The 12,035-nt window shown below is 63.7% G+C and carries 9 protein-coding genes; 6 read left to right on the top strand and 3 right to left on the bottom strand.

Going from position 1 to position 12,035, the window contains the following annotated elements; translation table 11 throughout:
• Window positions 1-7: 7 nt before the first annotated feature.
• On the bottom strand, window positions 8-1,132 hold the full coding sequence (locus BMY84_RS22900) for an acyl-CoA dehydrogenase family protein (protein ID WP_093086875.1): 1,125 nt from the start codon (window positions 1,130-1,132) through the stop codon (window positions 8-10).
• A gap of 82 nt (window positions 1,133-1,214) precedes the next feature.
• Between BMY84_RS22900 and BMY84_RS22895 the strand changes: the two genes are divergently transcribed.
• Complete coding sequence (locus BMY84_RS22895) at window positions 1,215-1,838, top strand: TetR/AcrR family transcriptional regulator (RefSeq protein ID WP_256215384.1); 624 nt, start codon at window positions 1,215-1,217, stop codon at window positions 1,836-1,838.
• A 53-nt stretch (window positions 1,839-1,891) separates the two neighbouring features.
• On the opposite strand, the gene BMY84_RS22890 is transcribed toward BMY84_RS22895, so the two are convergent.
• Window positions 1,892-4,228 carry a glycoside hydrolase family 3 N-terminal domain-containing protein gene (locus BMY84_RS22890; RefSeq protein WP_093086873.1) on the bottom strand — a complete coding sequence of 779 codons (2,337 nt, stop codon included), beginning with the start codon at window positions 4,226-4,228 and terminating at the stop codon, window positions 1,892-1,894.
• A gap of 205 nt (window positions 4,229-4,433) precedes the next feature.
• Here BMY84_RS22890 and BMY84_RS22885 point away from each other — a divergent pair, with 205 nt between their 5' ends.
• The 5 genes from BMY84_RS22885 to BMY84_RS22865 all read left to right on the top strand — a co-directional run bounded on the left by BMY84_RS22885 (window position 4,434) and on the right by BMY84_RS22865 (window position 10,686).
• Entirely contained in the window at window positions 4,434-5,330 is an 897-nt protein-coding gene (locus tag BMY84_RS22885; RefSeq protein ID WP_093086872.1) for a dienelactone hydrolase family protein, read from the top strand.
• A gap of 132 nt (window positions 5,331-5,462) precedes the next feature.
• Window positions 5,463-6,746 (top strand): MFS transporter, encoded by a 1,284-nt coding sequence (locus tag BMY84_RS22880; RefSeq protein ID WP_093086983.1) that lies wholly within the window; start codon window positions 5,463-5,465, stop codon window positions 6,744-6,746.
• A gap of 132 nt (window positions 6,747-6,878) precedes the next feature.
• A complete protein-coding gene (locus tag BMY84_RS22875) occupies window positions 6,879-7,139 on the top strand; it encodes a BA14K family protein (RefSeq protein ID WP_093086870.1) in 261 nt (86 codons plus the stop codon).
• A 55-nt stretch (window positions 7,140-7,194) separates the two neighbouring features.
• Window positions 7,195-7,899, top strand: coding sequence for an EF-hand domain-containing protein (locus BMY84_RS22870; RefSeq protein WP_093086982.1), 705 nt, complete (start codon window positions 7,195-7,197; stop codon window positions 7,897-7,899).
• A 15-nt stretch (window positions 7,900-7,914) separates the two neighbouring features.
• A complete protein-coding gene (locus BMY84_RS22865; protein ID WP_093086868.1) occupies window positions 7,915-10,686 on the top strand; it encodes a TonB-dependent receptor in 2,772 nt (923 codons plus the stop codon).
• Between the two features lie 46 nt (window positions 10,687-10,732).
• Here the strand turns inward: BMY84_RS22865 and BMY84_RS22860 are convergent, their stop codons facing one another.
• Entirely contained in the window at window positions 10,733-11,968 is a 1,236-nt protein-coding gene (locus BMY84_RS22860; RefSeq protein WP_093086867.1) for a LysR family transcriptional regulator, read from the bottom strand.
• Window positions 11,969-12,035 lie beyond the last annotated feature (67 nt).

Below are 12,035 nucleotides of genomic sequence, written 5' to 3'. Positions count from 1 at the left end.
TCCTGTTTCAAAGGCTGCGCGCAATGACCATGCGCTGGATGTCGGATGTGCCTTCGTAAATCTGGCAGACGCGCACATCGCGATAGATTTTGGCGACGCCATATTCCTCCAGATAGCCATAGCCGCCCAGCGTCTGCATCGCTCCGGAAACGATCGCTTCGGCCGCCTCGGAAGCGAATAGCTTGGCCATCGACGCTTCCGTCAGGCAAGGCGCGCCGGCATCCTTGGTGCGGGCAGCGTGCAATACCAGTTGCCGCGCCGCCTCCAGACGAGTGGCGAGGTCGGCGAGACGGAAGCCCACTGCCTGATGATCAATGATCGCCTTGCCGAAGCTCTTGCGATCCTTGGCATAGGCGACCGCGATCTCCAGCGCGGCCTGCGCCATGCCGACGCATTGGGCGGCGATGCCGATGCGGCCGGTTTCGAGGTTCGCGAGCGCAATGCGATAGCCCTGACCCGGCTGGCCGATCAGCAGATCATCCTCTACGAACATATCGTCGAAGCGCAGCGCACAGGTATCCGACGCGCCCTGCCCCATCTTATGCTCAACCTTGTCGACGGCATAGCCGGGCCGGTCAGTCGGCACGATGAAGGCGGACAAGCCTTTCTTGCCAGCATCTGGATCAGTCACCGCGATGATCATGACCAAGCCGGCGATCTTGCCCGAAGTGATGAACTGCTTGGATCCGCTGATCCGCCAGCCGCCATCGACCTTGACCGCGCGGGTGCGTACGGCCGAGGCGTCGGAACCCGCATCGGCTTCGGTCAGGGCGAAGGCGCCGATGGTGCGGCCGCCGATCAGATCGACAAGGAAACGGCTTTTCTGCGCCTCACTGCCGTCCTTGAGCAGGCCGGAGACGAGGATCGAGTTCTGGATCGAAACGATGGTGGAGAGCGCGCCGTCGGCGGCGGCAATCTCCATCAGCGCCAACGCATAGGAGACGGCGTCTGCTTCCGCACCGCCATAGACCTCCGGCGCGGTCATGCCCCACAGACCAAGTCCAGCCATCTCTTCGAACAGCACGGGCGGATAGCCGCCCTCCGCCTCGAAAGCGGCGCTGTGCGGGCGAATCCTCTCCTGCGCGAAATCCCGCACCGTATCGCGGACAGCCACCTGAATTTCGGTCAGCATAAACCCTCAAGTCTCTATTATACTCACGAGTATATTGATTATCGTCCAGTTTCTGTCAATGCTGGCCGCGAAGGAGATTTGATTGACCAAGCTACTGGCAGTATCCCCCTTTCGAACGCGGGAGGAACGGGAAAGGGAGCGGGAGGAAAAGCGCGAGGCGGTGCTGCTGGCGGCAGTGCGCATGTTCAATGCGCGCGGCTATCATGCGACCTCGCTGGACGATGTCGCCGCCAGTCTGGGCATCAGTAAGCCGACCATCTATCATTATCTGGGCAATAAGGAGCAGGTGCTGGTCGAATGCGTCAATCGCGGACTGGCCATGCTGCGGACGGCGGCGGACGAGGCCGCAGGCGCTTCAGGCACTGGCTTCGACCGGCTGCGCGCCTTCCTGTGCCGCTATGCGCAGATCAATATGGACGATTTCGGCCGTTGCGTCATCCTGACCAGTGACGAGGTGCTGTCGATGGACAGCGCCACCCGATTTCGCGCGCGCAAGCGGGAGATTGACGCCGTGGTGCGGGCGCAGATTGCGGAAGGCATTGCCGACGGATCGATCGCGCCGGTCGATGTGCGCTTCGCCTCCTTCGCGCTGGCGGGGGCGCTTAACTGGCCTGCCCGCTGGCATGATCCCGATGGCGCCCTGACGCCGGAACAGGTTGCCGGAAAGCTGGTTGATGTGGTGATGAACGGGATGGCGCCGCGCTGACATCCCGCAGCCAAGCGGCGGGACAAGCTGAGGACCATGTCTTTCTGAACCGGTCAGCCAGCGACTATTTCCAACGAAACCCCTTGCAGTTCGGCGCTGCTGTTGCCGGCGAACAGGGTGAAGCGGCCCGGCTCCACCCGCCATTGCATCGCCCGATCCCAGAAGGCGAAGGCATCCGCGTCGAGCGGGAAGCGAAGCGTGCGCCGCTCGCCCGGCGCCACTGTGACCCGTTCGAACGCCTTGAGTTCCAGCAGCGGGCGCGGGGCGGAACTGACTTCATCGCGCAGATATATCTGCACCACTTCATCTCCCGTCCGCTCGCCGACATTGGCGACATCTACTTCGACCGTCACCCCCTGCCCCGGCGCGATACGGGCCTGCGACAGACGAGGCGGGGATAGCTGAAAGCGCGTGTAGCTGAGGCCGAAGCCGAAGGGGAAGAGAGGCGCACGGTCCACTTCGATGGCGCGATGGATAGTCGCGCTTTGATGGCGGTCATAGGGCGCGGGCGCTGACTCCGGAGTCCGTGGCAGACCGATGGCGAGCTTGCCGCCCGGATTGGCGAGGCCGAACAGGATATCGGCCAGCCCATGCCCCCCTTCCTGCCCCAGATACCATCCCTCGATCAGGGCATTGGCGCCATCGGCCAATCGCGCCACGGCAAGGGGGCGACCGTTGAGCAGCACGCCGACCACGGGCTTGTCGGCCGCCAGCACCGCATCAACCAGCGCATCCTGATCGCCGAACAGACCAAGGCGGGTGCGATCGCCCGAACCGTCCACGAAGATCGCCTCGCGCGTGACCTGCGGCACATCACCGATGGCCAGAATGACCAGATCGGCGCCTTTGGCGAGCGCTGCCGCCTCCGCGATCAGGCGACGATTATCCTGCGCGTCGGCAGGGCGGATCGGCGCCATATTCTCGCGTTCACCGGGCTTCAGCGGCGCGACGATCCGGACGCCGGGGGCATATTCGACCCGGACATCCGGCCCCACCGCCGCCCTGATCCCGGCAAGCAACCCGACGGCGCGATCATTCTCCCCCGAATAGCCACCAAAAAGGGCTGGCTCGGCGACCGGACCGATCACCGCGATGGTTCGCTGCTTGCGAGGATCGAGCGGCAGGAGGCCATCATTTTTGAGCAGCACCGCCGCCTTGCGCGCGGCGAGCCGGGCCAGCGCGATATCATCCGGCCGGTTGATGCCCCGCTGCGCCGTGCGCAGATCGGTATAGGGCCGTTCGAACAAGCCAGCCTCGAACTTGAGCGTCAGGATGCGGACCACCGCCGCATCGACCAGCGCTTCGGCAACGCACCCGTCGCGCACCAGTTGCGGCAGCCGGGCATAGGCCTGACCATCGGGTAGTTCGGCATCGATGCCTGCTTCGATAGCCTGCACCGCCGCATCGTCATTATCGGCGGCGACATGATGATGATCGACCAGATTGGTGACGCCATTATAATCGCTGAAATAGGCGCCCTTGAAGCCCATCCGCTTACGCCCCTCCCCCTGAAGCAAGGGAGTGTTGACATGGGCGGGGATACCCAGAACTTCATTATAGGATGGCATGACAATGGCTGGATCAGCCTGCCGAATGACCATTTCGAAGGGACGCAGGAAGCTTTCGCGCAGACCGCGTTCATGCATGTCGGCGGGCGACAGGTTGATCCCGGCCTGAGGCGAGGCATGCAGGAAATGTTTGAGCGTGGCGAAGACGCGATCACGGCCAAGCGGGCGGGATCGCCCCTGCTGCCCGCGCACCGCCGCCAGCCCCATCTGCCCGACATGGAAGGGGTCTTCGCCGAACATCTCCTCGACGCGGCCATAGCGGGGATCACGAGCCAGATCGATCACCGGGGCCAGTGCGACGGTGGCGCCACGCAAGCGTGCTTCACGACCGACGACGGTGAATATCTGTTCGACCAGCGTTGGGTCCCAACTGCTGCCAAGGGCGGGAGGCGACGGGAAGACAGTGGCGCCCGGCACGGCCAGCCCATGGGCTGTCTCTTCATGGAACAGGGCGGGAATGCCGAGCCGTGTTCGTTCGACAAGGAATGTCTGGACCGCATTGATGAAGGCGATACTGTCATTGAGCGTCCGGAAATGTTCGGTCTTGAACCGGGGCGTGCCCGCCGTATCGGATGGCCGCGCGATCTGGCCGATTCCGTTCGCCAGACTGCGCATCGCCTTGTCCGGGGAGAATGCGCCGGTCGCGTCCGTAAAGCCGGCCTTGCCGAACCAGATGCAACGCATCTGCGCGGCCTTTTCCTCCAGCGTCATCCGTGACAGCAGGTCGCGAACCCGATCGGCAACCGGCAGGGTGGCGTCGCGATAGGGCAAGGTGGCTGGCCGGGCGAGTGCAGGCACCGCCATGATCATCGATCCCGCCATCAAACTGCGCCTCGTGATACGAAACGGCATCCTGCCTCTCCCCCATGTCTTTGCCCTGTTCCGGCAATGTGTGCGCTACCATTGCCGGTGGATCGTGCCCGGCCCAAGAGGCGCGGCGCGTTATTTATCGCGGACGGTGCGATTATGTTGGCCAGAGGGTTGCGGAGGCCGATAAGCTGATAGGCAAATCGGAAAGGATCGCGACATGACCGAACGTCCCGAGACGGGCAGCCACTATCCACGCGCAGTGCTCGACCTGTTCGATGCCTATGTTCATGGTGCGATCGATCGGCGCGGATTCCTTCAGCAATGCGCATTATATGTAGGAGGGGCAGCAGCGGCGACCGCGACGCTGACTGCGCTCAGTCCGGATTTCGCGCGTGGACAGGTGATCCGGCCCGATGACGAGCGACTGGCCCTGTCGCGGGTCGACATCGCCTCACCCGCAGGCAACGGTACGATCCGCGCCTATGTCGCGCGGCCGGCCTCAAAGGCCGGCGCTCCCTTGCCGGTCATCATCGTCGCGCATGAGAATCGCGGTCTTAATCCCCATATCGAGGATATTGCGCGGCGGCTGGCGCTTGACGGTTTCATGGCGGTCGCGCCCGATGCGCTCACCACTTTGGGCGGCTATCCGGGCGATGAGGACAAGGCGCGCGCCGCTTTCGCCACGCTGGACCGGGGCAAGATCGGCGAGGATTTCGTCGCCGCCACGAACCATGCGCGCGACATGGCCGGCAGCAATGGCAAGCTGGGTACGGTCGGCTTCTGTTTCGGCGGGGGCATCGCCAATCTGCTCGCCACCCGGATCGCCGATTTGCGGGCGGCGGTGCCTTTCTATGGCAGCCCGGCGGCGCTGGCCGACGTGCCGAAGATAAAGGCCGAACTGCTGATCCATTATGGCGGCAACGACACCCGCACCAACGCCGCCTGGCCCGATTATGAGGCCGCGCTGAAACAGGCCGGCACGCGCTATCATACCTATATCTATGATGGCGCGGAGCATGGCTTCAACAATGACACGACGCCGCGCTTCAACAAGGCCGCAGCCGATCTGGCCTGGGCACGGACGATGGAGTTGTTCCGGCGCACGCTGGCCTGATCGCGATAAATATCCTTCCCTGTGCCATTCATTGTCGTCCGCGCCCGCCTCAGGGGCGCGCGATCGGCTCGACCTGCGTGACTGTCGCTGATAGCGGCACGGTCGATCATTGGCTGAATGGGATGGATGAAGATGGCGAACGATCCCGTTTATCGCGTGGAAACACAGGGGACTCTCGTTCGCCATCCCTTTGCCTATCGGGATTTCCGCTATTATTGGACGGCACGCATCTGCGCGATGCTGGCCCATAGTGGGCTGGTCGTGGCGCTGGGCTGGGCGGTTTATGACGAGGCGCGACTGTCCATGGGGGTGCGCGGTGCGGCGCTGCGACTGGGCCTGATCGGGCTGGTGCAATTCCTGCCGATGCTGATGCTCAGCCCCTTTACCGGACTGGCGGCGGACCGTTTCGATCGGCGCAATGTGGTGCGGCTGGCGCTGGTCGGGCAATTGAGTTGCGCGGCGATCCTGTCGCTGATGGCCTTCGGGCCGGGCGCGGGCCTCTATACGCTCTATGCCATCGCGGCCTGTTTTGCCGCATCGCGGGCTTTCTACATGCCGGCCATGAACGCCCTGCCGCCCGCTCTGGTGCCGCGTGCCACGCTGCCGCAGGCGATTGCCATCAGTGCGGTGGCGGGGCGCATCGGCGGGATATTGGGACCGGTGCTGGGTGGCTTTGCCTATGCGGTCGGCGCGAAATGGGCGTTCGGACTGTGCGCCACCCTGCTGCTGGCAGGATTGCTGCTGCACCTTGCCATCCGGCCGCTCCAGCAACAGACTCCTATGACCGCGGCTCGCCCGCTTCAGCAGATGCTGGAAGGGTTGCGGTACGTCATGAGCAACCGGCTGTTGCTGGGGGCGATCAGCCTGGACCTGTTCGCGGTCTTGCTGGGCGGAGTGACGGCGCTGCTGCCGATCTTTGCCCGTGATGTCCTGCATGTCGGGCCGGATGGACTGGGGCAGTTGCGCGCGGCATCGTCGGTCGGCGCGCTGGCGACGGCGGTCTGGCTGTCCTGGCGCCCGCTGAGCCGTGAAGTCGGGGTGAAGATGCTGGCATGTGTCGCGCTGTTCGGCGCCATGACTGTCGGTTTCGGCCTGTCGCGCAGCATGCCCCTGTCGCTCGCCTGTCTGGCGCTGATGGGCGCGGTCGATATGGTTTCGGTCTATATCCGGCAATCGCTGCTCCAGATCGCAACACCCGATGACAAGCGCGGACGGGTCGGGGCGATTTCCAGCCTGTTCGTCGCGGGATCGAATGAACTGGGCGAAATGGAGTCGGGGCTGGTCGCATCGCTGATCGGGCCTGTCGGCGCAGTCATTACGGGTGGCATCGCCGCGATTTTGGTCGCGGGCCTGTGGGCAGGGCTATTTCCCGAACTACGGCAGGCCCGCCGTTTCGATCAGGTGCAACCAGACTGATCGGGTGCCGCACAGGCTTCTGAAATATCCCTGAAATAACAGCGCAAAGTGGATGACCCAGAGAGGAAGGGACAGGGGCGAAGCGCATCAATGGCCGCGCCCCTCCCATGTCCTCGACCAGAAAGGTTATCCATGTCCCGCACCCCATATCTGAGCCTTGCAACCCTTGCTGCGCTGTGTGCCGCCGCCTCCGCGCAGGCACAGGCGCCCCATAGCCAGGGCTCGCATAGCGCGCAGACCAAGACGGCTCAGAAGACGCCCGCAAAGACGACTGCGGTGAAGAAGGACAGCTATACCGCTCACCAGAAGAGCTGCATGAACCGCTACAAAAGCTACAATAGCAGTTCCGACACCTATCTGCTGAAGGGCAAGAAGGTTCGCTGCAAGCTGTAAACCCGTAGCGATCGGCGCCGGCCGGTGTTGATCCTCCTCCATGATGGATATCCAGATGCGCAAGATTTTCTTCGGCGCCGCCCTTATACTGTGCGCCGCTCCCTTGCTCGCGCAGGGTGGCGGTGGATCACCCGGCGGCGGTGGCATGGGCGGACCGCCCGGTGGTGGCCCTCCCGGTGGCGATCGCCCGTCCAAACCGCGCGAGATGAAGCCGATCAGGCGCGCGGCGCTGGACAAGGCCGTCACCGCGATGTTCCGTGAGGCCGATGTCAATGGCGATGGCATGGTGACGATTCAGGAATTGCGCGCCGTCATTCAGGCGCGACGAGACGACATCATCCGCAAGCGCTTTGCCGCCATCGACAAGGATCGCAATGGCGCAATCAGCCCGGACGAGTTTCTGGCCTGGCAGAACCAGATGGGATCGGTGTCATCGACCGATGCGGGTGCTCGCGGTGACCGCGACGGGCCGATCGCCGAAGTCATTCGCCCTCATGTCGGCGACGATCCGGAAGATGGCATCCTGGAACATCTGATCCAGCCGATCGATGTCACCCTGATCGCCCAGGCCAACAGCAATTATGATGCCGGCATGTCTCTGGACGAATTGCTGGCTCATGAGCGGGCGCGCTTCGACGCAGCGGATATCGACAAGGATGGCGAATTGTCGCCGGACGAGATGCGCCGCCTGATGCCGCGCGACAATCGCCCCGGCGGCGGGCCACCGCCCATGGGCGGCAATGGTCGGCCACCGCGCTAAGAAACCGGTACTATCATGAACCTGTCCTGCCTTGCCGGCCCGCGCCATCGCGCGGGCCTCATCCTGTTGCTGTCCGGATGCAGCCCGTTCGCACTGTCACCCGTGCTGGCAGCAACGAGTGCCGCCGCGACGCCCGCTGCGGACGATATCGTCGTCACCGGTCAGGCGCCGCCGGGCGCGGTCATCGGCGATATCCCGGCGGAAAACCAGCTCAACCGCGCCGATATCGACGCCTATGGCGTCGGCACGATCAGCGAATTGCTGGACGAAATCGCCTCCCAGACCCAAAGCAATCAGGGGCGCAGCGATGACGGCCCGGTCGTGCTGGTCAACGGCAAGCGCATTTCCGGCGTCAACGAAGTCAACGACCTGCCGACAGAAGCCATATTGCGGCTCGATATCCTGCCCGAGGAGGTCGCGCTGAAATATGGCTATGATGCGCAGCGCAAGGTGGTGAACATCATCTTGCACCGTCGCTTCCGGTCGCAGGTCGCGAACCTGTCCGGCGGCTTCGATACGGCAGGACAGGGGGAAAATGCCGCCGGCGACTTTGGCTACACCCGCATCCGCGACAATGACCGGGTCAACATCACCGCACGCGCAAAGTCGACCGCATCGCTGCTGGAAAGCGAGCGCGACATCGTATCCACGGATACGTCCACCGATCCGACCGGGCAGGTGGACAATGTCGGCCGTTATCGCACCCTGTCGCCTTCCACGCGCACCTATATGCTCAACGCCAATGTCGCGCATCAACTGGCCGACAAGGTGAACATGTCGTGGAACGGGCGGGTCAATTATTCGACCAGCGCGGCGCTCAACGGCCTGCCAACGGGTAGCCTGACCACGACGTCCGACGGCAGCAGCGAGACGATCGATCGCATCCTGTCGACAGATCCGCTGCGGCAGGACAGCCGCACCCTGTCGCTGAGCACCGGCGTCAGCCTGAACGCTGAATTGTCGAAGACCTGGCGCCTGTCCCTGATCGGCAGCTACAGCCATTCGGACGTCGAGACCGACAGCGATACCGGCTATGATCTGACGGCGCTTCAGGCCGCGCTGGATGCCGGCGAGAATGTCGATGCCAATGGCGTCCTACCTTCCAGCCTGCTCGGGCGGATGCAGACCCGGCGGTCCAGCGCCCTGTCCGACAGCGGCAGCGCCAGCCTGCTGATCAACGGCAAATTGTTGAAATTGCCTGCCGGTAATATGGGGGTCAGCCTGCGGTTTAGCGGCGACACCAGTTCGCTGCGCTCGACCAGCGAGGAAGACAGCGTCACCACCACGCGGACTGCCCGCCGTACGACCGGCGGCGCGCAGATCAGCATCGACCTGCCGATCGCCAGTCGACGGAACGGATTCCTGTCGCCACTTGGGACATTGACGGCCAATGCCAATGCGTCCGTCACCCAATATTCCGATTATGGCGCGCTGGCGACGCTGGGTTACGGGCTGAGCTGGACGCCGCGTACCGGGATCACCTTCATTGCGGCGATCAACAATGATCGGTCGGCGCCCACATTGTCGGATCGCAATGATCCCACGATCACCACCAGCAATGTGCGCATCTATGACTATGTCACCGGGGATACCGCCACGGTGACCCAGGTCAGCGGCGGCAATCCTGACCTGAAAGCGGACAATCGCCATCAACTCAAGCTGGGTGCGACTATCAAACCCTGGTCGAAGCTGAATCTGAGCCTGTCGGCCAATTATGTCAGCAGCCGGACGCGCAATGCCATCGTCAGCCTTTCGGGCACGTCGGTCGCATTGGAGGAAGCCTTTCCCGACCGCTACGAGCGGGATGATGAGGGCAATCTGGTTCGCATCAACACCCAGCCGGTCAATGTCGCGCGGGAGGATGTGGACCAGTTCCGTTGGGGCATGAATTTCACCACCGTCCTGCGCGCGCCCAAACGGCCCGCGCCGCCGGCTGGCTTCGTCCCGCCGAATTGGGTAAAGCGGGCACAGCCAGCAATGTCGGCAGAGGATGGCGCTGCACCACAGGCCGGCGCCGCGCCCGGATCAGGCCCCGATACCGCTGCGCCAGAAGGCAGCGATCAGGAGCATGGACCGCAGGATGACGCGGATATCCTGGTCACCGGACAACGCGGCGACGACGCGACGCCGATGGGCCCGTCCGGTGGCTTTGGCGGGCCGGACGGCTTCGGCGGACCACCACCGGGACCACCGCCAGACGGGATGGGTCCGCCACCCGGTGGTGGCCCGCCCGGTGGCATGGGCGGTGGTCCGGGTGGCATGGGTCCACCGCCGGGCGGCCCCGGCGGACCGGGCGGTGGCGGCAGCGACAATGGCGCGCGGCTGCAATTTTCGCTCTACCACAGCGTGATCCTGCGCGACGCCATCTTGTTGCGGGAAGGGACTTCGTGGATCGACCTGCTGGAAGGCGGCACATTGGGCGGCACGGCGCAATCGCGCCATAGCGTCCAGTTCAGCAGCGGTGTCATCGACAATGGCGTCGGTTTGCGGCTCGACAGCAATTGGAAGAGCAGCGCAATCGTCACGGCGGACCAGAACAGTGCAGGCAGCGACCTGCATTTCGGATCGCTGCTGACATTCGACCTGCGCCTTTTCGCCAACCTGTCCAACCGGATTCACAATCAGAATTGGGCGCGGGGTATGCGGGTCAGCCTGTCGGTGAAGAATATCCTCAACACGCGGCAGAATGTGACCGATGGGACCGGGGCGACGCCGACCGCCTATCAGGGTGCCTATCTGGACCCGGACGGGCGGACGGTGATGCTGTCGATCCGGAAGATGCTCTGATCAGCCGGGCGGCGATTGCCGCCCGGTTCGGCGCTAATTCAGTCTATTATGCCAGTTCCAGCGCCGCAGATTCCGTCCGGATCGGAATGGTCGCAGCGACATGATCGCGGATCATCTGGACGAAACGGGCATGCAATCTGGTCGGCAACCAGTTGGCGCGGGTCGTCACGGCAATGACAGGCACCGGGCTGATCGGACCATAATCGATGGCCGCCATACCCTGCCCTTCATGCTGCAATTCATAGGAGGTCATCAGCGTCAGACGGTCACTGCCAAGGAGCAACGGCCGGATCACCGCCAGCGCAGAGGTGGAAATGGGCGAGCGGACACCCGGATCACCATCGAACAGCCGATCGAAACAGGCCCGGCGACTGGAGCCCGGCGCACCGACAAGCCAGTCGAAACGGGCGAGATCGTCGCGGGTGACGGTGGACTGCCGCAGCAACGGATGCCCTTCCCGCGCCACGATCGAATAGGGCGTGCGCGCAAGCGGCAGCGTATCCAGATCGTCGGCATTTTCCTGCGGCAACAAGCCTACGACGAAGTCGACATCGCCCGCTCGCAGGCTCTTGACCATTTCCACCGCGCTTTCATTGCGCACGACGACCTGGGCCTGCGGCGCGGCGCGAATGAAATCTTCCAGCATTGATGCCAGCAAGACGCTGCCGCCCAAGGGCATGGCGCCGACGATCAGGGGGGCGGTCGTGCCACCATGGGCTTCCGCCAGTTCCTGAACGCCCCAGTCGATTTCCTGTATGCATAGCTTGAGCCGCCGCCCAAGCTGGATGCCATCGGGCGTCGGAATGGTGCCGGCTGCCGTGCGGTAAAAGAGCGGCTTGCGGACATTGCTTTCCAGATCGCGGGCAGCGCGCTGGAGCGTGGCGGGCGAAAGACCCAGTGCTTGCGCCGCAAGCGGGAAGGAACCCTGTTCGACGATGGCGATCAGCGCCCGGACCTGCGAGCGCAGCAGCCGCGCGGCGACCGTCTTCGCGCCGACCATCCCCCCTTCCACCCCGAACAGCGCCAGAGCCTGTTCGAACTGGGTGATGAAGCGCGATACGCGCCGGTAGAAAAGTTCGCCATTATCGTTGAGATAGGAGCCGCTTGCCCGCCGTTCCACCAAGCGGGCGTCGACCAGTTGCTCCAGCTTGCTGAGCGATTGGGTGACCGCCGGCTGTGATAAGTTACAGTCCTCCGACGCGCGCCGCACGCTCTTCAGACGTCCTACCGATTCGAACAGCCGGAGCTGACGGAAACTGATCGCTTCTATATCCTGCGACACGCTTTTCTCCGCTTCTGATCCTCATCCCAGCATCATCGATAGCATGAGATTTATAGCTATTGAAAGG

Origin of the sequence: Sphingobium sp. AP50 (assembly GCF_900109095.1) — a bacterium.
Taxonomy (GTDB): Bacteria; Pseudomonadota; Alphaproteobacteria; order Sphingomonadales; family Sphingomonadaceae; genus Sphingobium.
This window is presented reverse-complemented; position numbering and strand designations above follow the sequence as displayed.

What these genes read in the sequence shown, in the direction of transcription:
- BMY84_RS22890 (WP_093086873.1), bottom strand. Translation starts at nt 4,228, where the DNA reads ATGGCGGGATCGATGATCATGGCGGTGCCTGCACTCGCCCGGCCAGCC.
- BMY84_RS22865 (WP_093086868.1), top strand. Translation starts at nt 7,915, where the DNA reads ATGAACCTGTCCTGCCTTGCCGGCCCGCGCCATCGCGCGGGCCTCATC.
- BMY84_RS22900 (WP_093086875.1), bottom strand. Translation starts at nt 1,132, where the DNA reads ATGCTGACCGAAATTCAGGTGGCTGTCCGCGATACGGTGCGGGATTTC.
- BMY84_RS22880 (WP_093086983.1), top strand. Translation starts at nt 5,463, where the DNA reads ATGGCGAACGATCCCGTTTATCGCGTGGAAACACAGGGGACTCTCGTT.
- BMY84_RS22885 (WP_093086872.1), top strand. Translation starts at nt 4,434, where the DNA reads ATGACCGAACGTCCCGAGACGGGCAGCCACTATCCACGCGCAGTGCTC.
- BMY84_RS22875 (WP_093086870.1), top strand. Translation starts at nt 6,879, where the DNA reads ATGTCCCGCACCCCATATCTGAGCCTTGCAACCCTTGCTGCGCTGTGT.
- BMY84_RS22870 (WP_093086982.1), top strand. Translation starts at nt 7,195, where the DNA reads ATGCGCAAGATTTTCTTCGGCGCCGCCCTTATACTGTGCGCCGCTCCC.